Here is a 25,331-nt window from a genome sequence, read left to right as displayed (position 1 = left end):
CAGGTCGCTGCTTATGCTTACTATTATTAATGCCAGAGAGTTTTTATGAAGAAATTAATATTTTTCGGGCTAATGGTATTATTGTGCAGCCCCTCAACATTTTCTGCCGACAAGAACAATAATTTTTCTCTTAAAGGTGCGGGGCTTCTAACCTGTTCCCTTTACAGTAAAGAGCGGGATAGTAAATCGGAGGTGTACTTTTTAATCGGCGGCTGGCTGGAAGGTTACGTATCTGCCTACAATCAGTTTTCCCCCGATACTTACGATATAACGTCCTTCGAAAACACCGAGCTACTAACAAAAGTACTAGCGAACCACTGTGAAAACAACCCAAGTGATCGCATTTTCACCGTCTTTAATTCGGTACTGACACAGCTACATAAAGATAGAATCAAGGCCATGTCGGACCAGGAGATTATTACCATCGGCAAGCGCAAAACGCACCTTTACAAAGTGACTATCAACCGAATTCAAAATAAGCTAAAACAGAACGGTTTCTATAAAGGCATCGTCGATAGTAATTTTTCCGCAGCGACGATTGCAGCACTCTCGGAATATCAAAAAAGTATTCAGTTTGAATCAACCGGCTTCCCTGATCAAACAACGCTATGGCGTCTGCTGCGCGACTAATTGATCGACTATAACGATCGAACTGGAATTTGATCCGCCAATACCGGCATGTAGCCCAGACCTTCAATTACGGACTGAATTTCAGCTAAACTGCGCTCGTCGCTAATATCGAATTGCTTTAGCGCTTTGGCACTGTTTTCCGAATAACCGCCGGGCTGTGTACTGGCCTCTGCACTTAAATGGGTTATTCCCAGAGGCAGAAGTGCATTGCGCATGGTTGCAGATTCCCGCGTGGAAAGCACTAACTCGACATCGGGAAAGCATAAGCGAAACGCCACAACCAGCTGAATAAATTCCCTATCCGTGACTGGGCAGGGAATATCAAACGCAGAAGCACAGGGGCGCAGCCTCGGAAAACTAATACTGTAGCGCTGTTGCCAGTATTTTTTTTGCATCGAGTGAAGATGTTCTGCCAGCGCTAGGGCATCTTCCCGCCAGTCGGCTAGACCAAGCAGAATGCCCATTCCAATTTTATCGATACCCGCCTTGGCAATCCGCTCTGGCGTATTTAAGCGCCAAGAAAAATCTTGCTTCTTTCCTCTCTTGTGAACAGAGCTGTAGACGTTTTTATTGTAAGTCTCCTGATAGACCACAACACCATCCAGGCCTGCCTGTGCCAGCTCCCGATACTCCTGCTCAGAAAAGGGTTGCGATTCCAATAGCAGGTTAGCGAAGTGTGGACGAAGCTCTTGCAGTGTTTTACAGAAATATTCGAGCCCAATTTTATGCTCGGCCTCTCCGGTCACCAGCAACAGGTGCTCTACATTTTTTTGTTTTAACGATTCCACTTCGTCTTCAAGTTGATGCGGCCTAAGCCAAGTTCTCTTGATAGGCGCATCGGCAGAAAAGCCGCAATACGTACAGATATTGGTGCACAAATTACTCAGGTACAACGGTAAAAATAACTGCAGGTTGGCGCCAAAGCGCTGAAGGGTTTGCCGGTGGCTACGCTCGGCCATTTGCGGCAAATATTTCGCTGCTGTCGCAGAAAGAAGAATAGGAAGATCGTGAATATCCAGATGTTGCTGATGCAAAACAGCCTCGACCTGTGAACTATCAATATTGTTAGATTTCCACCGCAGCTTTTCAGTAAACGCTTCACTTACACTTACACTCACAGCAGTGCTTCCGCAAATGTCGATAGCGGGCTGGTGGCGTGGGCGGTAAAGCTTCGCCGGCCCAAACCACTCTCAAAGGCCAGCCTGCCACCTTCGACTGCCATGGCAAATGCCCTGGCCATTTGCACCGGCTCTTCTGCGCTTGTAATGGCGGTGTTTACCAGTACCGCGTCAGCCCCCATTTCTAAAGCTTTTGCGGCATCAGAAGGCGCACCCAAACCGGCATCCACCACCACGGGCACCGTACTCTGCTCTAGAATAATACTGAGAAATTTTTCCGCTACCAGCCCCTGATTGCTGCCGATAGGAGCAGCCAGTGGCATAACGGCGGCGCAACCTGCCGCCTCCAACTTTTTACACATAACAGGATCAGCGTGAATATAGGGCAGTACGATAAAACCTTCTGCAACCAGAGCTTTTGCGGCCGCCAACGTTTCAACCGGATCGGGCATCAAATATCGCTGGTCTGGATGTATTTCAAGTTTTACCCAGTGCGTTCCCAATAGTTCCCGCCCCAGTCTCGCTAAATAGATCGCTTCTTCTGCATTGCGAGCACCGCTGGTATTTGGCAGTAGATTCACGCCCGATTGCAGCAGCGGCTGAGTAATGTCTTCAGCGCCCTGCTGCCAGTTAATACGCTTTAGCGCTACGGTCACCATTTGGCTGTTGCTGTCTTTGACGGCTTCGCACATTTGCTGAACAGTCGAAAATTTTCCGCTGCCCATAAACAGCCGCGATTGAAATTGCTTGTCTGCTATCGTTAAGCTCATGATCACCCTCCTGAAACCGCCTGAAAGAACTCAATGTTATCGTCGTTATTCAGCTGAGTTTCCGGCCAATCACGTCTAACGATAATGCTGCCATTAAGCGCGGCGGCAATCCGCTGTGTACCAACGGCCTGCAGATCGATAAGCTCCTGAAGGTTTTTACAATCCGTATGCAACACTTCATTATTCACATATATCTGCATAGAGCGCCTCTTTGTCAATATTGGCCGTGTATTTCATGGAATGAAATATTTCACTATATTTACGAATCGTATCGGGTAGATTTTCGCTTTCCGTAACAGACCGAACAACGGCAATACTACTTACACCACAGGACATAACTTTTTCGGCGTTCAACAGGTTGATTCCACCAATGGCAACAATTGGAAAATCCCGCATCAAACTCGCATACTTACTTAAACGCGATAGCCCTTGAGGAGAACTGGGCATTTCTTTGGTTGTGGTTGCAAAAATATGCCCCAATGCGTAATAACTGGGTTTACAGGAAAGCGCGACACTTAGCTCAAAAAAACCATGGGTGCTTATTCCCAAGCGCAAACCGGCGTTTACGATAGTTTTCAAATTGGCCGTTTCCAAATCTTCCTGACCGAGATGAACACCATAAGCTTTGAGGTCACAGGCCAGCTGCCAGTGGTCATTAATAAACAATTGCGCCTCTGCCTCTTCTGCGTATGCGATTGCCTCCGCCAACTCGCACCGAAGATTCTTCTGCGATACCGCATTTTTTATTCTTAGCTGGATTGTTCGCACGCCGCAATCGATCAATTTCTTTACCCACTCGAAAGAGTCCACAACAGGATAAAAACCCAAAGGCTGTTTTAACGACGGAAATGTAATATCCCTATTGACCGCTTCACTATCGAAAATCCCATCCCGTTTTTTTGTTTCTACAGCCATCGGCCATACACCCGAATTCCCTGGCCATCCTTTGTGGCTTACCGAGTGATTGGTACTTCCAATTTCATCTGTCAGCAATCCATTTCGCACATAGGCGATTGCTTGGGTAATCGCGTCGGCAAGGTGAAACCCCTGCGCAGAAAAAACCGTAATTGCCGTCGCCAATGTGCAACCCGTCCCATGTGAATTTATCGAGTCAATTCTCGTATGTCGCCATAACTTGCAACCGCTATTGCCAAACTCATAGAGACAGTCGGCCAACTGTCCTTTGGCAATTTTTTTCCCCGTCACTAATACCGCTCTCGCGCCCGTGGTGGAGAGCTTTTCAATACCACCCAAAGCGTCTATTTCGTGTTTATTGGGTGTTATCAGTTTGCAGTAGGAAAATAGTGGCGATAGATCTACTTTACCCACGGTAAGACCATCCTGGTTACTCGCGATCTGTACCGGATCTAACACCAGCTCTACCGGGTTTTTCTGCAACCACTTGGCAATTACCTCTACTTGTTCCTGCGTTGCCACAAGGCCCACCTTAATCAGCTGTGGACGTCCATCTTCGAGCAAGGTATTCAATTGCTGCTCTACTACTCGCGGATCAACCGCCTGTACCATCGCAACCTGTCGAGCCGATTGCGCAGTTACCGCAGTAACAATAGTGCAGCAGCAGGCGCCGAGATCCTGCGCTGTCAGGAGGTCGGCCTGAATGCCCGCGCCCGCGCGGCTGTCTGAACCACCAACGGCCCAGATTAGTGGGGCACCGTCTATCGCCAAATTGGTGTCATACAGACTCAACATCTTTTTCGGTTCCTAAAGCTTGGTATAACTCGCCACCAGAAGACAGAAACTGCTCCGCTTTATTGCGTAATCCTTCATGTTTTTGAACGGCATCGCGAATATCCTGTGATATTTTCATTGAACAGAATTTCGGCCCGCACATGGAACAAAAGTGAGCACTTTTTGCCTGTGGTTGCGGTAAAGTTTCGTCGTGATAGGCTTGCGCAGTTTCCGGATCGATAGACAGATTAAATTGGTCCTGCCAGCGGAACTCAAACCGTGCACGGCTGAGCGCGTCGTCTCGAATCTGGGCGCTGGGCAATCCTTTTGCAATATCCGCTGCGTGGGCAGCAATGCGATAGGCGATCAAGCCCTGTTTAACATCTTCTTTTTCCGGCAGACCTAAATGCTCTTTAGGCGTGACATAGCACAACATTGCGCATCCCTGCGACGCAATTAATGCCGCGCCAATACCTGAGGCATAGTGGTCGTAGCCGGGAGCAATATCGGTAATCAACGGGCCGAGCGTGTAGAAGGGCGCCTCGTGGCAATGTTTTAATTGCTCGTCCATATTTTCCTGAATTTTATTCAGAGGCACATGACCCGGCCCTTCTATCATGACTTGTACGTCGTATTCCCAGGCGATTTTTGTGAGTTCACCCAGGGTGCGTAATTCTGCGAACTGCGCTTCGTCATTGGCATCGGCAATACTTCCCGGGCGCAGCCCGTCGCCAAGTGATAACGACACATCGTAGTCTGCACAGATCTCACAAATTTCTCTGAAGTGCGTATAGAGAAAATTCTGGCTATGGTAGGTCAGACACCACTTAGCCATTAGAGATCCACCGCGCGAAACAATGCCGGTAACGCGGTGCTCGGTCAGCGGCACATGCTCCAATAACAACCCCGCATGAATAGTGAAATAGTCCACCCCCTGGCGCGCCTGATCAATCAGCGTTTTACGAAAAACACCCCAATCTAAATCAGCCACATCGCCACCGACTTTTTCAAGCGCTTCGTAAATGGGTACGGTACCAATGGGCACCGGCGAATTACGTAAAATGGTTTCCCTGGTGAGCGGAATATCTTTTCCCGTGGAGAGATCCATGACGGTATCTGCTCCCCAGCGAAGCGACCACAGCAATTTTTCTACTTCGATTTTAATATCTGACTTAAGCGCCGAGTTACCGATATTGGCGTTTACCTTAACGCGAAAATTCCGGCCGATAATCATCGGCTCTGCTTCGGGATGGTTGATATTAGCGGGGATAATTGCCCGCCCATCGGCAACTTCCTTTCGCACAAACTCCGCGTTAATCGGCCCCTTGGGGTCACCCAGATTTTCGCGCAAAGCAATATATTCCATCTCCCGCGTAATAATGCCACGGCGCGCATAGTAGAGTTGTGTTACGCCACGATCAACGGCGCGTTCCCGGTGTCGCTCGCCGAAACTTGAGTCGGAAGTAATTAATTTCGCAGCAACGGTATCGCCTCTCGCATCAATCCAGCTCTCTCTAAGTGATGTGATACCTTTTTCGATATCAACGGATTTACGCAAGAATTCGCCCGCCGTATCGTAGACAGGAAGGTCGCCCTCTTCAGTGTGAATGACCCGTTGCGCCACAAACGCAGAGCATTGTTCATCGCCTACATGACACGGTGATGAACCAGGAATAGATAGTTTTTCGAATTGAGACATTACACACCTCCCATGTGGGTGAAGAATAAACGGGAGGTATAGAAACTGAATGAGGAAAGTTTGAGTTGCAGATACGCTGTTAAGATTTTCGCCCTATGCGGGCAGGAAAAATGGTTTATATGTATCTGTAATTCTTGTTCCCTTCGCAGGCATTATCCTGATCAGGTGGTACGGATTCTGTCTAATGACAGTCTCAGCTCTACAGCGCTCCGACAAGTTCGAGCTGGAGTATACGCTAAGGACATACGCATGAAAAGGGTGTGCTTCGCAGCTAGAAAAAAGGGCGAATATCCCTAACAGCGAGAGCCCCCAATAAAGTTCCATTGTGCTGGCCAAACTTCCCGCTACAGTTATTGATGGAATATGATACCAAAAACACGGCACCGCTATCCTCAACACAGTTATCTCTTGAGCAAGATCTTTTGATATTTTCTGGCTTTTTTATTTCCTTATCACTAGGCGAAAAAAAATTTGTGCACTTATCTCCGACAAGCTTTCTACTCTCGCGAAAAAAATATTTCGCCTAATTCATTTTTCACTTGCGCGCTACTCTAGAGACCTGGCAACGATTAACTTGAAAAAAATTTAGTTGCATAGGCTGAATCAACAATAAGACTTGTGGCGCTTCCAGGAATATTCAACTGCTCGTCCGCCACGTACCTCTCGCCGCCCTTTATCAACAGCATCCTATGCTGTCATCAGTAGGGCGTTATCTTCATTTACGAACTGATCGAAAACTATTTTTTGTGATTAAAGGAGAGCGTTTTAGAATTACTGCCCCGCCGTAGCGAGACAGAACACGAGGAAAGGCTGCGCCACTAATTTAACTTTCTCGCGAGTTACCAGCAGCCAGACCAGCGGGGAAACTGGCCTGGAGTTAAAGACAGCGCCCTATGCTTCAGCAAGCTCAATAGTGTTCTCTTGCGGGGGCAATTCAGTCAGCTCACCTTGCTGATCTTTTGCTATCAACATATAAATGGAGGGCACAACAAAGAGAGTAAATACGGTTCCGATCGCCATTCCACCAACAATGACCAAGCCGATGGAGTTTCGTGCTTCGGCACCAGCACCGGTGACGAGCACCAGAGGAAAGTGACCCGCAACGGTCGCAAAGGTGGTCATTAAAATGGGTCGTAATCGGGTAGAAGCAGACTCGCGCACGGCGGCAAGTTTACTCAAGCCCTGCTCCTGTAATTTATTGGCAAACTCCACCAAGAGAATTCCGTTTTTGGAGACCAGACCAATCAGTGTTACCAGCCCCACCTGCGAATAAATATTCAGCGTGGTGGTGAATCCGTCCGTCCAGAAGCCCATGCCCGGCACTGGAAACTTAAGGAAAGTAAAAATGGACGCACCGAACATCGCCAGTGGAACCGAGCCAGCCAAAATCACAAAGGGATCACGGAAGCTATTAAATTGCGCAGCCAGCACCATAAATATCAGCAGCAGCGCCAACATAAAGGCCGGAACAAACTTATTACCTTCGCGACGTAATTGGCGGGATTCACCGGTGTAGTCAACCATATAGTCGCTGGGCAATATTTTCGCCGCCTCAGCTTCCAGGTACGCTAATGCGGCATCCAGTGATTGCTGAGGAGCACCGCTAAGCTTGACAGCGTTGAGCTGCTGGAAGCGATTCAGCGAGCGCGGCACTGTATTCTGCCTTATTTCAGCCACGGTACTCAGCGGTATCAGCTTACCTTCGGGACCGGTAATAAAAATATCGTTGAGTTGTTCCGCGTTTAAACGCTCACCGCGCTTAACCTGTGGAATAACCCGGTAGCTGCGACCGCCGATATTGAAGCGATTGACGTAACCACCGCCGAGCATCACGCCCACATCGGCTCCCACCTGCTGCAGACTCAGCCCAAGGTCGGCAACCTTGTCACGATCAATAATCAGTTCGGCTTCGGGTACGTCCACCTTGGTATCGATCTGAGGCGGGAAGGCGAACATGCCGCTGGCTGCGGCTCTCTGCTGTAATTGTTCGGCATATTTCAGAATATCTTCCACTTCGGCGGTCGCAGCAATCACAAACTCTACCGGCATACTGCCACCACCGGGCAGGGCGGGCGGCGTGATCGCGAAGACGCTCAAGCCACTGATATTATTCAAATCACCGGTTACTTCCGGCAGCACCTCAAATACCGTGCGCTCACGCTGATCCCAAGGTGTCAGCAATAAGCCGCCAATGGCGCTACCCGGTGTGGTTATCTGGAAAGTCATTTTGCTCTCGGGCACAGCCAACAACTTTTCGTTAACCTTTGCAGAATAGATACGCGTCTGATCAACCGTAGATGAGGATGCACCCTCCCCAATCACAAAGATAAAACCCTGATCTTCGTTTGGCGCCAGCTCTTTTGGCGATTGCATAAACATAGCAACCGCCAGAATACTCAGTACCGCCCACACTAGGTAGACCGCACCACGCGCGCTCAGCGTTACATCCAGCAAGCGCATATAGCCGCGACGGACCTTGTGGAAGGCTTCGGCAGCGGTGTGGGCAAAGCCTTTATCTTCGATACCCACGGTCAACAGTTTCGAAGACATGACCGGTGACAGGGTCAGCGCAACAATACCGGAAATCATCACCGCACCGGCGAGCGTAAAGGCAAACTCCCGAAACAGAGAACCGGTAAGCCCGCCCTGTAAACCAATAGGCAAATAGACGGCTACCAGGGTAATGGTCATGGCGATAACGGGGCCGACCAACTCACGGGCACCGAGAATGGCCGCCGTCATGGGCGTCTGCCCCTCGCTGATATGACGCTCGACGTTTTCAACGATCACAATCGCATCGTCGACCACCAAGCCCACCGACAGAACAATTGCCAACAAAGTTAATAGGTTAAGACTGAACCCGAATAATTGCATAAGGAATATTGCGCCGATCAGCGATACGGGAATGGCAATAACCGGGATGATGACCGAGCGCACCGAGCCCAAAAACAGGAAAATAATCGCCACCACAATCAGCAGCGTTTCACTGAGGGTTTTGACAACTTCACTAATGGAGCTTTCAATGTACTCTGTGGCATCGTAACCGATGGAGGCATTCATTCCCTTGGGCATACCTTCACTCAGAGCGTCCAGCTCAGCGCGCACTAGCTTCATAACATCCAGCGTATTGGCATTGGGCATCGGGAAGATGCCCATAAAGGTTGTCGGTTTGCCAGAGAGCATTACTTCGGCATCGTAACTTTCCGATCCCAGCACCACGTCTGCTACATCGCTCAAGCGTATCAGCGCATTATTTTCCGAGCGCAGCACAAGATCGCGAAACTCCTGCACGGTGTTCAGGTCCGTATTAGCAGAAAGGTTCACCTGTAAATAATTGCCTTTGGTACTGCCCAGCGCGGCCAAATAATTATTGGCTGACAATGCTTGGCGAATCTGCACCGGTGTAACGCCGTAAGCGGCCATACGGTCGGACTTGAGCCAAATACGCATGGCGTAGGTGCGCGCACCCAACACATCAGCCCGCTGCACCCCCTCAAGCGCCGAGAGACGAGGCTGCACCACGCGCACTAGGTAGTCGGTAATCTGGTTGGGCTCGAGAATGTCCGAGCTAAAACTCAAATAGGCGGAGGCAAAGGCGCTGTCAGCGGATTGCACATTAATAATCGGGACTTCCGATTCTGGCGGCAGATCGCCGCGCACCTGGTTCACCTTTGACGTAATTTCCGACAACGCCTTGATGGGATCGTAATTCAATTCCAGTTGCACGTTGATCGTAGACATTCCCTGCCCGCTCTGGGAGGTAATGTAATCAATACCATCGGCTCCGGCGATCGCCCTTTCCATAGGTGTGGTAATAAAGCCCCGCACCAGCTCGGCGTTTGCGCCAATGTAGGCGGTGGTAACGGAGATAACCGCGTTATCGTTTCGCGGGTATTGGCGCACAGTGAGCGAGCTAATAGCCTGAATACCGGCAATAATAATCACCAGATTCACCACTATCGCCAACACCGGGCGACGAACAAAAATATCAGTAAAAGCAGTTTTCATAATTCAGCCCTTGGTTAATACGTTAACGAATCAGGAATCTTCTGGATCCGGATTCAGGCTGAAATCGGGTAGGGCTTCGTTGTTAATGATAACAGGAGCACCATTACGCAGTTTGAACACACCCGTGCTTACAACGGTATCGCTAGCACTTACGCCCGCCGCCACTGCAACGAAGTCACCACGGGTTTTGCCCAGGCGCACAAATTGCTGGCGTGCAACCTGCTGCATTTTGCCGCTCTTTTCGTCTTTCTCTTCTGCGATGACAAAGATGGAGTCACCAAAGGTTGCATAGGCCACAGCCGTTACAGGAACAGCCAGTACCTGCTCGGTCTCCGGCAGAACAACCCGGAGGTTAGCGTACATACCGGGCAACAGGGAGAGGTCTTCGTTGGAGAGACTGGCCTGCACACGCACGCTGCGGGTAACGGGGTCGATCTCTGGGTTTATGGCGCTGATTTTGCCGCTGTATGCCTTACCGGGGACCGCATCGGTCTCCAAACGCACCTCTAGCCCCAGCTGCAGCATCGACAAATCACGCTGCGGTAAGGAGAAGTTCACGTAGATGGGGTCCACCGCCTGTAACGAGACGATGGAACTACCAGTTCCCAGGTCGCTACCCACATTGATCAGGCGTATACCCAGGCGGCCGGCGAAAGGCGCCTTAACCGTTTTTTTGTCGATACTGGTACGAATATTATCAGCTTGAGCGACGACTTCTTTGTAGCGCGCCTCGGACGTATCGAACTCGGACTTGGAGGATACTTTTTTAGCCAGTAGGGCCTCAATACGATCTAGGTTGGTTTTCGCCAACGCCACAGACGCTTCCGCCGCGCGCAGCTGAGCCTGCTCCGAGGAGGTATCCTGGCGAATAAGCACATCCCCGGCATTCACTTCGGCACCAGCCTTAAACAGAATTTCCGTTACTCGACCGGGCATATCGGCGGTTACCACCACCCCCTGCACGGCCTCCAACGTCCCCACTGTATTGAGCGTTTGCTCCCAGGATTGCTCCTGCACCGGCATGGAAGAAATAACGGTCAGAGGCATTACCATGGTTTCTGCCATTTTATAAAGACTGAAAAATTGCGAACCCTTAACACCTACAATCACTAGAACAATGCCCAGCAAACCAGCGATAGAAACCAGATACTTCTTCATAAAATGCCATTCCTGTTTTTAGCGGCCGGGCAGTATACCCGCCGCATTTTCCGTTTACAGTCAAAACGTATGGAGCTGTATACATCACTGTAGCTTAAAAAAAAAGGCCGCATACTGCGACCCTTTTGGAATTGTTCGCTTTAGATGTGCTACTGAGCGAGCAAATCCGCATTAATGACGTTGGCGTGCTCACGAATTATTTTCAGAGTGCTTTCGTCGCTGGCAAATACGGAATTCAAGCCCTGAGGCTCCTGGGGAGGATCGCCCACGAAGGTTTTATCGCCCGTGCGCCAAACCGCATCATCGTGCAGCGCCTTACCATAACCACCCCAGGCCCAAAAGTTGGAACCCACAAATGGACCGCCACTGTGCACGCTGTGGTTGATTCTGCCAAAGACAAACTCATAAAACTGGTTGCGGTATTTGGTTCCGGACTCGGGAGAGAAGAGCCCCAAGTCACGCTCCAAGCCAAACTCCTCCAACACAATCGGCATATTTAATTGATTCGCCAGATCTACATGACGATCAATATACTCGTTGGCATTTTTAAACGCGTCACCAATAGTTTCTTCCGGTGTCTGCACATTAAACCAGCCCCAGTTTTTCGGCCACATATGGAAGGTCGCATAGTCGATACCATTATCGGCATGCGCGCCGAGAAAACACTCATTCATATCCAAACAACCTGCAACACCCTCGCTACCTACCGATACCAGCTGATTGGGCGCATGCTTTTTAATAAGGTTAGCGGTATTACGAATCCAGTCAAAATAGTAAGGCAAGTTCGGCAAACTCTGTTCGCCATCGCCCGCACGCGGCTCGTTAGCCAGCTGCCAGGACATAATGGTTGGGTCCTCTTTATACAGCTGCCCTGTTACCGTATTGCGACGTTCCAGCAGCTTGGAAATATAGTCATGGTATAGCGCTACCGCTTTTTCATTGCTGTAAAACTGCGAGGAAAACAAGGCGAAGGCTGGCCACGGATGCTCTGGATCACCCAGATTAATAAACTCACCACCGTTTACCCAGCTCAGGTAGGTCACCATTCCGCCTGACCATTCCCAGAAATTATTTAAGTAGATGACAGCTTTCATCTCCCGCTTAGCCATTTCGGCCAGAGCGTAGTCCAGACCGACAAGGATATCTTCACGTTCTATTTCGCCCTTGTGCATAATCGCCGGGCTAACGGAGTTATCCAGCGGCGAGCGCTCGGAGGCACCGAGTAATCGCAGATTGGTAATACCGGTATCTTTTAGCAGGTCGAGCTCGCGACCAAGACGCTCACGATCACCAATATCTTCAGATGTAGAACCAATATAGGAAGCGAACCAGACGTTAGTGCCCACGTAGCGGTAGGGTTTACCCTTCAGGTAAAACTTATTACCCACCACACTGACAAAAGGGCTATTCGGAATCGTTACAGTTGGTTTCTCGGCTACCGGGGCCGACGCATCTTGCTTACCACAAGCAACCAGCAAACTGGTCAGCAGCGGCACTAGCCATATCAATTTTTTCAGTGAGTGCAAACGACTCATAAATCCCCCAGGTTTTTATCTGTTTTATTTTTCACCGACCGCTATTGATAAAAACTCATAGGAGGTTGGTGCTGACAGGGGCTCGATATTCACTAGTGCGACACGCCATCAATACATCCATCTCGACTCGAGACCGACACTTATGCTGGCAGCGGCCTCAGTAGCATACACCGAACCCCCACTTTCAATTTTGCAGGACAAACCTGCGCTTTATTACTCTTCAGCCAGTTTTACAAACAGCTTGCACACTTCCATCATGGCGCGACCGTTATGGTACGGCGCTTTCCAGAAGCCAATTTTGCAATCGCCCACATGCGGCTTATCCAGCGTCGACAACCAGTGCCATTCACCATTTTCATTGTCTTTCTGGTACTGTTTAATAAAGCTCCACGCATTTTCAAACGCCGTGTAATAAGCTTTTTCGTCGGTCAGCTCATAAGCGTTAAGGAAGCCTACCATAGCCTCTGCCTGCACCCACCATACGCGCTCGTCTAGCAGCGTGCTAGTTTCGAAATTGTAGGCATCCAACACTTCACCATTGGCGCCAATACCCTGTTCCAGAATAGTTTTCGCCATAGCCAAAATTATGGGGCGGTAATGTGCTTCCAGCGCTTCATCTCCGAGAGCTTCGACGGCCTCCCAGATCAACCAACTGCTTTCGATATCATGACCGTAGGAAATAGAGGTGGACATATCGCTCCAATCCATGGATTGGAACATGCGCAGGTGATTATTTTCCTTGTTAATAATTTGCGTATCAAAATAACCTAAACAACGCTTCATGGCATTGGCCACAACATCGGAAGGATTGGCAACATAGAGCGCCGTGTAGCCTTCCAGAATGTGCAGGTGAGTGTTCATCGATTTGGGTGAATTCAAATCCTTGTCGCTTAAGCGCATATCTTCCAGCGGTTGCCACTCACGACCAAAGGCTTCCAGATAGCCGCCTCGCTCATCGTCGTGACCGCGCGTTTCGATCAACTCAAAAATTGCCATGGCTTTTTCCAGGGCTTCTTCATTTTGAGTCAGTTTATAGAAAGCACTTAAACCATATATGGCGAACGCCTGAGCATAGATTTGCTTGCGATCATTGACACATTTACCGGTCGCATCCAAGGCCCAATAAACACCACCGTGCTCATTATCGAAGAACTTTTCGGTCAGATAGGCATAAGCACGCTCGGCTGCAAGCTTGTAGTCTTCTTTACCGGTAAACAACGCCGCTTCGCTGAAAAACCAGAGTATGCGGGTGTTCAGGATAATGCCTTTATCAGCATTGAACTGTTTGACATTATCGACACTAATCTCGCCAATAAAACCGCCGTTTTCTTCGTCCGGCGTATTGACCAGCCACCAATCGGCAATTTCGTGTAATTCAGCGCGAATCTCAGATATCAGGTGCTCGCTCATAGGGTTCCTTAAAGGTCCAGATCTTTCATAATTTCGAGGTTTGATGCAATCAGTTTGTTGCGTGTTTGCACCGAAGCCGCAGAACGCAAGCCGTCCTCAGGGGTGTTCATGGCGTAATCCACCAGGCGATCAACGGTAGAAGTCGCTACGTGCATGCGGGTATCGGAAGAGGCGTAGTAAATAAAGACTTCGTTACTTCCATTAACAACCCAGCCGTTGGTGAATACTACATTAGACACATCACCCACACGCTCTTCACCACGAGGCGCAATAAAGTGACCACCAGGACGATGAGTTACCACCCAGGGGCGCTCCAGCTCTGTCATAAAGACGTAGAGTACGTAGCGCAGGCCAGCAGCGGTGTTGCGCACACCGTGAGCCAGATGTAACCAACCCTTATCGGTTTTGATTGGCGCTGGGCCCTGACCATTCTTCACTTCTTTGATGGTGTGGTAGGTTTTACCATCAACAATCACTTCTTCTTTGATCTCAGCATTTTCCATGCTCTCACTCAAACCCCAGCCAACACCGCCGCCGCTGCCAACACTGATAAAACCGTCTTGCGGGCGAGTGTAAAGAGCGTATTTGCCATCGACAAATTCAGGGTGGAGCACAACGTTGCGCTGCTGACCAGAGTATGTAACCAAATCGGGTAAACGCTCCCAAGTAATTAGATCCTTGGTGCGGGCAATACCACACTGCGCTTCTGCGGCAGAGGTATCGTTCGGCTGGTTTTCATCTTTGCGCTCGGTACAGAAGAGGCCATAAATGTAACCGTCTTCATGTTTAGTTAAACGCATATCGTACACATTGGTGTCAGGGCGCTCTGTTTCAGGCAAGGTGATGGGGAAATCCCAAAAGCGGAAACTATCGACACCGTTGGGGCTTTCGGCAATAGCAAAGAAAGATTTGCGATCATCGCCTTCAACACGAACCGCCAGAATGTATTTACCTTCGTGGTACAGAGCCCCGGAGTTGAAGGCGGCGTTTACACCTAAGCGCTCAAGCAACAGGGGGTTGGTTTCCTCGTTAAGATCATAACGCCAATGAATAGGCGCGTGATCAGCGGTAAGAATCGGATTTTGCCAGCGCTGGTAAACACCATTGGACGTAGCTGGCTTATTTTCACGCTTAACTAGCGCCTCGTATGCCGAAATCTTTTGTTTAAGGGTGGATTTAAATTCGCTCATTCGATCTGAACCTCGGTAATTGGTCGAATAAATGACGTACTGGGCCGTCATTATGTCCGATAGATTAAAGGAGTTAGCGCTGTCAGATATCGTTGATTCAGCAATAACTACATAAATATTGGCGGGCGATAGTATATACGAATTGCCACTACCACAATATTGCTCCCAGCCGGGCAAAAACCAATTCCACCCCACTGCTGAGCCCCTGCTCGATCATGCAATACCTAACCGACACACCAACTGCAAACAGCAGTGTAACAAGGGGATATTAGTACCATTTACATCTGACCAGCATATTATTGAAAAGAAAAAGGACGCAAAATGTAATCGGTTACACTCATAAAATCAAGTATAGAGTATAAGCTCAACGGAGCAACAGATTATCCGCCCAAAAAAGGGACGCTACACCAATGAAACAGAAATGTAGCAAGTTACATCAATTTTTCAGTTGTTTATCATCAAATGCGGTAACTATTTGCAAAAAAAGAGGATTTTTATAACAAAAAAGCAACTGCAAATGTAATACTTCTCTTCTGTCGCTGTAACACTTACAGTGACTTCAGACGAAACATTTCAATAACCCAGTATAAGCAGAACAATGTCAAACATTCGTGAAGTAGCCCGTATCGCCGGCGTTTCGGTTGCCACCGTATCGCGCGCGCTCAGCCATCCGGAAAAGGTCTCCGAAGCCAGCCGCAAACGCGTGCAGGACGCTATCGACCAGGTCGATTACCGTCCCAATATGTTAGCTCGCAATTTCCGCTCCGCACGGTCGTACTCACTGGTGGTACTGGTTCCAGATATCGCAAACCCCTTCTTCGCCCAGGTTATTCGCAGCATTGAGTTGCGCGCCCAGAAAAAGGGCTATTCAGTGCTGCTCGGAGATACGCAGGATTCCAACGCTCGCGAGCAGGAATATATCCGCTTGGTGGAAACCCGCCTGGCCGATGGCGTGATTCAGCTGCGCCCGATGTCCGACCAGTTTCACAACGCCAGTAAGTTTAAGTTTCCCTACCTGCATCTGTGCGCAACCGAAAGCTCTCCAGGCCCCTGTATTCGCGTAGACAACGTGACCGCGTTTAAACATATGACCGAATACTTAATTTCTCTCGGGCACAGGCGCATCGGGCTGATCACCGGACTAAAAGGCAACCCACACACAGTAGACCGCTTTAAAGGCTACAAGCAGGCGCTGGAAAACGCCGGAATCCCCTTTGATGAAGCATTGATTGCCGAAGGCGAGTACGTTATCTGGTCCGGGGTCAACGCCGCTAACCAACTATGCAGACTTAAAGAGCGCCCAACCGCAATCGCGTGTATGAATGATGAAATGGCGATTGGTGCAATACAGGCGCTGAAATCCAACGGCCTACAAGTGCCAGAGGACGTGTCGGTAACCGGCTTTGACGATATCGACTACGCACGCTACTGCGATCCCCCCCTAACCACTATCGCGCAACCATCGGACGATATGGGCACAATTGCCGTGGATATGCTATTACGACTTATCGAGGGTGAAACCTTAAGCGAAGAAGAGCACGTATTGCCGTACGATTTCATCTTGCGAAAAAGTACGGCAACCGTAAAAGTGGCGGTGCCTGAATATTAACTCCCGTAGCTATCCAGCTCCATAACTGCCATCAGCAGGTGGTAGAGAATACTGGCCTGGGCGGTGTCGCCCAGCACAGTGCCTGCCTCATCGATCTGATCCACATACAAACCGGCGTGCTCCTGGCTAATATAGACTTCCATCAAGCGATTCGCCGCCACTAAGGCGACTTCTTCCGCGCCCTCACATCCGGCTTGTGCTTGCGCCAGGGCAGCTTTTACCAACTCAGTCATAGGCCAACTGCGCTTGGTCGCATGAATCACTTCTCCGTCTGGGCTGACCGCATCCATCAACAGGCCATCCTCCGCAAAACCATCCGCCAAGCCTTTTTCGTACATCGCATCAGCATAGTGGGACACATCGTGACCACTACAGCGCTGATACCAACGTAACAGCCATACCCACTCCATCATGTGTCCCGGCTCGACAATATCGCCATCCGCCCCATCCAGCAGCGTCCAGTCGTGATTAAAATATTCGCGCAGCACGCCGAACTTAGGATCGAAAAAGCGGGTTTCAAACAGGGCATAGATTTCCCCTGCACGCGCCAGCCATTTGGCATTGCCCGTTGCCTCGTAGAGCGACAATACCGCTTCAAACATATGCATATGCGGGTTTTGACGACGACGGTCCGTATCGTAATCCCCCTCGAGCCAACCACCAGACACCTTACCCAGTTCGGCATCAAGAAAACCCATAATCTTGTCTGCAGATTGCAGCGCATCTTCGTCGCCAAAGGCTTTATAGCGCGCCGCGCAGGAAAGCATAAAGAATGCGTGATCGTAGAGATCTCGCTTGCCGTCGGCGATGGAGTAATCTGGCGCAAGAATATGCACATACCCATGACCGCTGGGGTGCTGACCTTTACCATTGGCGAAAGCGGCAATACCATCAACCACTCGCTTAGCCTCAGCCTTATCCATCCACCCTCTTGTACTCGCCATCGCAAATACAAACATTTGCCTCGCCTGCACCCGCATCCGCGTATTGACACTGGCGTCGGCAGTACCATCTGACAAAAAGCGCTCGTAAGCCGCACCGTTTTTTACATTAACGCCATCACGACTCCAACGCGGCAACGCCTGGTCCTTCACCCAATCAACCCAACTTGAAGCTGCTGCTTGTAATTCTTTAGTAGACATCTCATTTCTCCTGAATAATAAGCTTAAGCGGCGGGCATAGTGGATTAAACACAATCAATCTTCAACTTTTGCGCGACAACACTAACGCAGCGCTTTGCGATTAGCTAAACTAGAGCACAATAAAGACAATATTGGAGACTCGACCATGAGGAAATTTTTACTAATCATTGCCACAGTTATTTCACTTCCTGCACTCGCCGACAATATGCAGGGATTTTACGCCGGAGCCGCAATGGGCTTTGTCGACGGAAACACAGAAGACGCAGCTGAAAACGGCGTCGACTTCCGTAGCATTGAGTTTACCGGGGGCTATAAATACAACAGCTGGCTGGGCGGTGAGATCCGCGTTGGCACGGGAGCCTCCAGCGAAGCTTACACCGTGGGGCAAGGTGACACAGCCTACGACATCAACGTGGATATCGATCACTACGAGAGCATTTACTACCGAGCAGAATCTGCCAATGCCATAGCCAAGCTTTACGGCTTACTGGGTTATTCCAATGTTCAGACAACCAACTCACTGGGGGATGCAAGTGCCAGCGCATCGGAGTCGGGCGCATCTTTTGGCGCTGGAGTGGGCTTTGTGATGAATGAAGACACCAACTTAAATTTCGAATACCGTCAGCTTATAAATTCGTCCGACAATGACTTTAGTATACTCAGTATCGGCTTTGATTATCGTTTCTAGCACGGCAGACACAGAAGGGTTGTCTACGCGGCAACCCTTTATTTCAGACCTTAACGCGGCCAACCAAACATATTAGTATCATTCTCGGTTACCGGACTAACAGACTCTTCCTTATCTTCGTAGGCTTCAAACTTACTAATCCGACCACTTGAAGAACTAACGAAGCAATTCACATAGTGCAACGCTAAACCGGTTCCCTTTTGAGTTGGCGTTTCGACTTTTAGAAAAATTTTGTACAGAAATTCGCGCTGATCAAAACGCGACGAATGATCATCGACCTCCAGTGTTCTCTGTCGCCCCCCGAAACTGCTGTCCGTGTAATCCCGACAGGTGACAACGGCATCAGTAAACGTAATATTCTGATAACCATCTTTACCGGAGGAACCGAAGCCACCATTAGCCATCCGCTCAGATACAAACAACGTAGCCACAACAGACAATATAATAATTGCCAACGCAGCAACAAACACCAGTACATTCTGTTTACGCGATGCGCCACCAGCCATTTTAGTTACTCACATATAGCGCCCTAGAAGGGCTTGTTGACGGGCCTATACACCCCCAAATTCTGCACACCATCATCAAACAGATGGGCAGCATGAAGATTACTCATCACCCCCTTCTCACAGTACAGCAGATAGCGACAGGAAGCATCGAGCTTGCTGAACTCGCCACTAAGGCTGTAAAACGGAATGGTCATCACCTGCTCAGCGGCCAACTTTAAGGGTTTCATTTCCACTTCACTGGGGTGACGAATATCGATTACCACATCGGCATCCAACAGCTCGACCACTTCTTCCATTTGATACTCTGTTTGCTGTAAATCCTCCATGACCGCATCAATCGGCTGCATCCGCGTATTGGCAATCGCCCTCTCCAGAATCCCCATATCGAACCCTGCTTCCTCCGCCACGACCCTTTCCGGCTTCACTTTTGCCGAGGGCTTTACAGAAATGACGCCGCAATATTCAGGAATATTCGCCGAAAAATTCTCCGCACCAATTTCGCGACAAAGGCGAATAATATCCGGCTTATCCATGACTATCAGTGGGCGCAACACCAGTCGGTCTGCAACATCATCGATAACCGCAAGATTCGGAACTGTCTGACTGGATACCTGAGCAATGGCCTCACCGGTTACAACCGCCTGCACGCCACCGCGCTCGGCAATTTGATCGGCTGCCCGCAGCATCATGCGCTTCAGCACAACACCCATATTCGCAGGACCAATTTTTTGCAGGATTTCGGCCACTACATCTTCGAAAGGGATCGAGAAAAAACGCACCCGATGGCTGGAGGAATAGCGATTCCACAAATAAAACGCGATCTCCTTTACACCTAGCTCATGCTGCTTACCACCCAAATTAAAAAAACAGTAGTGCGTGCGCAGCCCACGGCGCATCATCAGATAGCTCGCGACTGTGGAATCGAACCCGCCCGAGATTAACGACAAGACTTGGTCCTGAGTTCCCAATGGAAAACCGCCGAGGCCCGCATACTTGTGCTCCACGAGATAACAGAGGCTATCTTTTATTTCGAGGCTAACAGTGACGTCCGGATCCTTAAGTTTAACGCCTGCGGCCTGGGTATTCTGGTTCAGCCCGCCACCAACATAACGCTCCATTTCAATGGAGGTAAAATCGTGCTGGCCCGTGCGCTTCACCCGCACACAAAATGTTTTACCTCTCAGGCGCTCTGTCCAGGCTTGCAGGGCCAACTCATAGACATCATGCAATGTCTCAAATGGGTGCGCCCGAACGAGAGAATAATTAGCAATACCCGGGATGCGCGCCAACATATCGACAAACTGCCCTTCCACTTCCGGCGTATCCTCCGGCACTCGAACTTCAATTCGATCCCAATCCTGCTGCACTTTGGCATCGGGGTGAAGGCGTTTTGCGAGAAGCCGTATATTCTCCGTTAGCTGCCGTGTCCAGCGCTTTCGAACGGGGTGACTCTTAATGGTGATCTCAGGAAAAAAGCGTACGGTAAATATCATGGAAGGTTTGATCGAGTATCTGTAAAAAGTTTAGGGTGCGAGTATAATGGCCCGCTACTTCACCGCAAGCTCTGTATTTGGAGCGCTTTTTTGGTGCAGTACCAAAACAATGCACCAGTTATGTGCGCCATTTTGCAACAATTTCGTTCACGTTCACGCGAAGCCCTTGTTTTTCAAGTGTTTCACGGCTTCGGGCATTATGGCACATTAATTGCGATTGACGTTCCACTCAATCTTACGTTTCGCTAGGATGTGAGTAGCAATTGCACTTTAAACGGAGCGTTAAGAGTACAAAAATATTTTAATACTCACCTTTCTCAATAACAATATTGGCTTGGGCCATGACTCTGGAGGAATCTCATGTCAGAGCAGACTCTGAATTTGATCAAAGAAAATGAAGTTCGCTGGGTAGACTTGCGATTTACCGATACCAAAGGTAAAGAACAGCACGTTTCTCTCCCTGTATCAGAAGTTGGTGAAGACTTCTTCGAAGAAGGAAAGATGTTCGACGGTTCATCTATTTCCGGCTGGAAAGGTATTAACGAATCAGACATGATTTTAATGCCAGACGACAGCTCTGCGGTTCTAGACCCATTCACCGACGAACCCACTGTAATTATTCGTTGTAACATCGTAGAACCGACTACCGGTCTGGGCTACGAGCGCGACCCTCGCTCCATCGCCAAACGTGCAGAAGAGTACTTGGCCTCTACCGGTTTAGGCGATGCAGCCTACTTTGGTCCAGAGCCAGAATTCTTCGTATTTGACGATATCAAGTGGGGCTCCGACATGAGCGGTTGCTTCTACAAGGTATCTTCCGAAGAAGCCGCTTGGGCCTCAGAGCACAGCTTCGACGAAGGCAACATGGGCCACCGTCCTGGCATTAAAGGCGGTTACTTCCCAGTACCACCTGTAGATTCACTTCACGACCTGCGCGCTGCTATGTGTAATGCCATGGAGCAAATGGGTTTAGCTGTAGAAGTACACCACCACGAAGTAGGTACTGCTGGCCAGTGTGAAATCGGCGTTGGCGCCAACACTCTGGTTAAGAAAGCTGATGAAGTTCAGATTCTTAAGTACTGCGTACATAACGTTGCTCACGCCTACGGTAAAACAGCCACCTTTATGCCTAAGCCTTTGGTTGGCGATAACGGTTCTGGTATGCACGTTCACCAATCTTTCGTTAAAGATGGTATTAACCAGTTCGCTGGTGACGTTTATGCTGGCATGAGCGAAATGTCCCTGTTTTACATCGGTGGCATCATTAAGCATGCGCGTGCACTGAACGCTTTCTGTAACGCCTCTACCAACTCTTACAAGCGTTTGGTTCCAGGTTTCGAAGCACCCGTTATTCTGACCTACTCTGCACGTAACCGTTCTGCGTCTATCCGCATTCCTTACGTACCTAACGTTAAGGGACGTCGCGTAGAAATCCGCTTCCCAGACTGCACCGCCAACCCCTACCTTGCATTCTCTGCAATGCTGATGGCTGGCCTGGACGGAATCAAGAACAAGATCCACCCTGGCGATCCAGGTGACAAGGATCTGTATGACCTCCCTGCGGAAGAAGTTGGTCAATACCCAACAGTATGTAGCTCTTTTGAACAAGCTCTGGATGCCCTGGACGCTGATCGTGGATTCTTGACCGAAGGTGGCGTATTCACCGAAGAAACCATCGATGCGTACATCTCGCTCAAGCGCGCAGAAGTTGAAAAGCTCAACATGACAACTCACCCAGTTGAGTTTGACATGTACTATTCTGTATAAGTTTATAGCTTAGCCAGAAAACAAAAAGCCCGGGCAGGAAACTGACTGGGCTTTTTTTCACTCTAATTGTCCCCCCCAACCCGGGCTCTCACGCCAGAATTAAGGTTATTCAGCAGCCACGAAGAACGATGCCTGTAGCTTTTTTGCGCTATCCTTAAAAAACACTCTCCCAGACCGTCCCGGTAGACAATGCCAGCACTAATCTTAGCTCTGACTCTCGCTATTTTCGGCTTTTCTCTGCAGGCACACGGCTCCCCCAAACAGATCTATAGCAATATCAAATTTCACCCTCTCTACCTTGAAGAGGACAGCAGCAGCGATCTAGCCTTTGTTTCCATGCACGACCACGATGGCTATTTGTGGATTGGCACCGATAACGGTTTAAAACGTTACGATGGCTACCGAATGCAGAGCTTCGTCAATAACGCAAACGACCCCGATACCATCGGCTCCGTCTACATCACAGCAATATTAAGCCAACGCACAGGCGAGCTGTGGGTTGCCGGTAGAACACTTGACCTTTATCACCCAGAAACAGAAACCTTTTCACGCTTCAACGTATCGAAAAATGGCGAAGCCATTTGGGCTCTGTACGAAGATCATTACGGTATTTTATGGGTGGGTGGCGAAGGGGTAGGCCTTCGTGCCTTCGACCTGAAAACCAAGCAGGTTGTCCACCAATTCTTCCCTAGCTCTAATGAGAATTTTGTAACCGCCATTACTCCCCATAACGATTCTTCGATATGGGTAGCCTCCAATGCAGGTATATTCCTGTTCAATGTCAAAACTCATCAAATAACGCAATACCCTATGCCTGCCGAATTTTCCCTGGGAATCGATTCCATCAGAAGCTTAACGGAGGACAACCAGGGAAATCTATGGGTTGCAACGATGGAAGGCTTAGTCGTGCTTGATATCGAAACACAAAAAATCAAACGCCACCGAGCAGCCCCCCAAAAACACGGCGCCTTAAAATCTAACGAAATTTGGTCAGTGTTTCTCGATTCCCACGAACGCATGTGGGTGGGAACAGACAAACGGGGCGTTTATATCCACCAGCCGGAAACGGACAGCTTTTTCCATTTTCCCGCATCAGACGCTGGCAAATACGCCTTCCCACCGGGCGCAGTCAACAACATACAAGAGGACGACGAAGGCTCCCTATGGTTTTCGGTTTCTTCGTACGGGATGCGCCGTGTCAGCGAGCACCTGGAGAAATTCGCAAGCTATAAACACCTCGCAGGCGATAACAAAAGTCTCAGCTTCGATAATCTCCTGGATTTACATGAAGATAGTAGCGGCTATATCTGGCTGGCCACGGATGGCGGAGGTTTAGATAAATTCGATCCTTCAACCGGTATATTTAGCCACTATCGCCACGACCCCAACGATCCCTCCAGTATCAGTAGCAACTCAGTAATCGCGCTTGCCGAAGACGCACAAGGATATATCTGGGCAGGCACCTGGGCGGGAGGCTTAAATCGCCTCGATCCACGCAATGGGAAATTTTTGCGAATACAGCATAATCCCGACGCCACCAATGACCAAACACTGGATAGTAATAATATTTTCCAAATCGAAATCGATAGCTATGGATTACTGTACCTAAGCTCCTGGCGACGAGGGATACAAACTTACGACCCCGTAACCGGACGGTTTGAAACCTATCATCCGATTAAAAATGAAATGAATACCGGGATGATTAATTATTCCGTTAACGACATTTTGCCAATGGACAACGGCAAGGTCTGGATAGGAGGCCAGGCAGGCCTGGAAAGCCTTGACATTCAAACCCAGCAATTTACAACAGTCGATATTGACGGTTTTGGAGGCATATTTGATCTTCATCTGGATACTGAAGGTATATTATGGATCGCCTCCGCCCAGAATTTTATTCGCTACAACCCCCAAACAAATAAAGCCAAATTTTATTCTATTCAAGATGGTGTAGCCGCAAGTTATGTCGCATCAATTGAGGCAGACAAACACGGTTACCTGTGGCTGGGTACCAGAAACGGACTGAATCGTTTCGATCCAAAAACAGAATCATTTGAAACCTTTAATGAGACCGATGGATTGGTCGGCAAGCAGTTCAATCGTTTAAGCCACCTATCCACGCGTAGCGGCCGACTGTATTTTGGGAGCACATCGGGCCTATCTTCTTTCGACCCATCCGTTCTACCCAAAAACACTCACTCCCCCGCAATTCACCTAACTGGGATTGAGCTATTCCAGAACCCGGTAAAAATTGGCGAAGAACCTTGGCTAAGCTCCCACATTAACCTGCAGAAAAAGCTGGAACTCGCATACGATCAGCGAGATATTACCTTTGAATTTACGGCGCTCAATTTTATTTCTCCATTGAAAAACCGGTATCGTTATAAACTTGAAGGGCTAGACCGCGAATGGATTGAAGCCGGTAGCAACCGTCGTCGTGCTCGCTATACCAACCTCGACCCGGGAAAGTACACGTTTAGAGTTTTAGGTTCCAATAATGACGGTGTCTGGAGCACATCGGAAAAGGCGGTTGAGATTGTTATTCACCCAGCCTGGTGGCAGTCATTACGGGCTCGCATACTACTCTCCATTATTTTGCTTGCGTTGGTCTACTTGTTTATTTACTGGCGATTAGAAGTCAATAAATATGCACAGAAAGCGCTTGAAGTATTAGTGGAAGATAAAACAACCGAAGTTAACGAACTCAATGAAAGACTTGAAAACCGAGTAAAAGAACGAACCAATCAATTACTTGTTGAAATTGAAGAGCGTCGCAACGCAGAAGAAAAGCTATTTTATATGGCTTTTCACGACTCATTGACAGGATTAAAAAATCGTCCATGGGTTCAAAATCATATCGAAAAACTGATAGAAATCCGCTCCGAAAGCAACACCAGTTTCGCATTTTAGTTTTTAGATGGC

The 25,331-nt window shown here is 49.2% G+C and carries 18 protein-coding genes and 1 riboswitch; of the genes, 5 read left to right on the top strand and 13 right to left on the bottom strand.

Features of this window, described 5'->3' with window-relative positions; all coding sequences use genetic code 11:
* Positions 1-45 precede the first annotated feature (45 nt).
* Positions 46-630: a peptidoglycan-binding domain-containing protein gene (locus tag H5715_RS18010; protein ID WP_075184910.1), complete on the top strand. Its 585-nt coding sequence runs from the start codon at positions 46-48 to the stop codon at positions 628-630.
* Positions 631-638: 8 nt separating this feature from the next.
* Here H5715_RS18010 and thiH read toward each other — a convergent pair whose 3' ends face one another.
* The 10 genes from thiH to H5715_RS17960 form a co-directional block, all read right to left on the bottom strand.
* Positions 639-1,748 (bottom strand): 2-iminoacetate synthase ThiH, encoded by a 1,110-nt coding sequence (thiH, locus tag H5715_RS18005; RefSeq protein WP_075184909.1) that lies wholly within the window; start codon positions 1,746-1,748, stop codon positions 639-641.
* Positions 1,745-2,518 carry a thiazole synthase gene (locus H5715_RS18000; RefSeq protein ID WP_185906568.1) on the bottom strand — a complete coding sequence of 258 codons (774 nt, stop codon included), beginning with the start codon at positions 2,516-2,518 and terminating at the stop codon, positions 1,745-1,747. The genes thiH and H5715_RS18000 overlap by 4 nt, the downstream gene beginning before the upstream one ends.
* Before the next feature lie 2 nt (positions 2,519-2,520).
* The gene (thiS, locus tag H5715_RS17995; protein WP_075184908.1) at positions 2,521-2,718 is read right to left on the bottom strand and encodes a sulfur carrier protein ThiS; all 198 of its coding nucleotides are present in this window, start codon (positions 2,716-2,718) and stop codon (positions 2,521-2,523) included.
* Positions 2,699-4,228, bottom strand: a complete 1,530-nt coding sequence (gene thiE, locus H5715_RS17990) for a thiamine phosphate synthase (protein WP_075184907.1) — start codon at positions 4,226-4,228, stop codon at positions 2,699-2,701. The genes thiS and thiE overlap by 20 nt, the downstream gene beginning before the upstream one ends.
* Positions 4,212-5,906 (bottom strand): phosphomethylpyrimidine synthase ThiC, encoded by a 1,695-nt coding sequence (thiC, locus tag H5715_RS17985; protein WP_075184906.1) that lies wholly within the window; start codon positions 5,904-5,906, stop codon positions 4,212-4,214. Before thiC ends, thiE begins: the two co-directional genes overlap by 17 nt.
* A gap of 121 nt (positions 5,907-6,027) precedes the next feature.
* Positions 6,028-6,128: riboswitch (TPP riboswitch) on the bottom strand.
* Between the two features lie 669 nt (positions 6,129-6,797).
* Positions 6,798-9,914 carry an efflux RND transporter permease subunit gene (locus H5715_RS17980; protein ID WP_075184905.1) on the bottom strand — a complete coding sequence of 1,039 codons (3,117 nt, stop codon included), beginning with the start codon at positions 9,912-9,914 and terminating at the stop codon, positions 6,798-6,800.
* 30 nt (positions 9,915-9,944) lie between these two features.
* The gene (locus tag H5715_RS17975) at positions 9,945-11,072 is read right to left on the bottom strand and encodes an efflux RND transporter periplasmic adaptor subunit (protein WP_075184904.1); all 1,128 of its coding nucleotides are present in this window, start codon (positions 11,070-11,072) and stop codon (positions 9,945-9,947) included.
* Between the two features lie 149 nt (positions 11,073-11,221).
* Positions 11,222-12,607 (bottom strand): glycoside hydrolase 5 family protein, encoded by a 1,386-nt coding sequence (locus H5715_RS17970; RefSeq protein WP_083607950.1) that lies wholly within the window; start codon positions 12,605-12,607, stop codon positions 11,222-11,224.
* A 213-nt stretch (positions 12,608-12,820) separates the two neighbouring features.
* The gene (locus tag H5715_RS17965) at positions 12,821-14,017 is read right to left on the bottom strand and encodes an AGE family epimerase/isomerase (RefSeq protein ID WP_075184903.1); all 1,197 of its coding nucleotides are present in this window, start codon (positions 14,015-14,017) and stop codon (positions 12,821-12,823) included.
* 8 nt (positions 14,018-14,025) lie between these two features.
* Positions 14,026-15,207, bottom strand: a complete 1,182-nt coding sequence (locus tag H5715_RS17960) for a glycoside hydrolase family 130 protein (protein ID WP_075184992.1) — start codon at positions 15,205-15,207, stop codon at positions 14,026-14,028.
* Positions 15,208-15,805: 598 nt separating this feature from the next.
* On the opposite strand from H5715_RS17960, the gene H5715_RS17955 reads away from it, so the two are divergent.
* Entirely contained in the window at positions 15,806-16,816 is a 1,011-nt protein-coding gene (locus tag H5715_RS17955) for a LacI family DNA-binding transcriptional regulator (RefSeq protein ID WP_075184902.1), read from the top strand.
* Here H5715_RS17955 and H5715_RS17950 read toward each other — a convergent pair.
* Positions 16,813-17,958, bottom strand: coding sequence for an AGE family epimerase/isomerase (locus tag H5715_RS17950; RefSeq protein WP_075184901.1), 1,146 nt, complete (start codon positions 17,956-17,958; stop codon positions 16,813-16,815). The two genes, H5715_RS17955 and H5715_RS17950, sit on opposite strands and share 4 nt — an antisense overlap.
* A 145-nt stretch (positions 17,959-18,103) precedes the next feature.
* Here H5715_RS17950 and H5715_RS17945 point away from each other — a divergent pair, with 145 nt between their 5' ends.
* The gene (locus H5715_RS17945; RefSeq protein ID WP_075184900.1) at positions 18,104-18,646 is read left to right on the top strand and encodes a porin family protein; all 543 of its coding nucleotides are present in this window, start codon (positions 18,104-18,106) and stop codon (positions 18,644-18,646) included.
* A 50-nt stretch (positions 18,647-18,696) separates the two neighbouring features.
* Here H5715_RS17945 and H5715_RS17940 read toward each other — a convergent pair whose 3' ends face one another.
* Positions 18,697-19,152 (bottom strand): hypothetical protein, encoded by a 456-nt coding sequence (locus tag H5715_RS17940; RefSeq protein ID WP_075184899.1) that lies wholly within the window; start codon positions 19,150-19,152, stop codon positions 18,697-18,699.
* Between the two features lie 23 nt (positions 19,153-19,175).
* On the bottom strand, positions 19,176-20,645 hold the full coding sequence (gene thiI / locus H5715_RS17935; RefSeq protein ID WP_075184898.1) for a tRNA uracil 4-sulfurtransferase ThiI: 1,470 nt from the start codon (positions 20,643-20,645) through the stop codon (positions 19,176-19,178).
* Positions 20,646-21,005: 360 nt separating this feature from the next.
* Here thiI and glnA point away from each other — a divergent pair, with 360 nt between their 5' ends.
* Together glnA and H5715_RS17925 are read left to right on the top strand one after the other, a co-directional pair.
* Entirely contained in the window at positions 21,006-22,412 is a 1,407-nt protein-coding gene (gene glnA / locus H5715_RS17930; protein WP_075184897.1) for a glutamate--ammonia ligase, read from the top strand.
* Between the two features lie 189 nt (positions 22,413-22,601).
* Positions 22,602-25,319 carry a ligand-binding sensor domain-containing protein gene (locus tag H5715_RS17925; protein WP_075184896.1) on the top strand — a complete coding sequence of 906 codons (2,718 nt, stop codon included), beginning with the start codon at positions 22,602-22,604 and terminating at the stop codon, positions 25,317-25,319.
* The last annotated feature ends 12 nt before the right edge of the window (positions 25,320-25,331 follow it).

The sequence above is a fragment of the Teredinibacter haidensis genome (assembly GCF_014211975.1).
Classification (GTDB): domain Bacteria; phylum Pseudomonadota; class Gammaproteobacteria; order Pseudomonadales; family Cellvibrionaceae; genus Teredinibacter; species Teredinibacter haidensis.
This window is presented reverse-complemented; position numbering and strand designations above follow the sequence as displayed.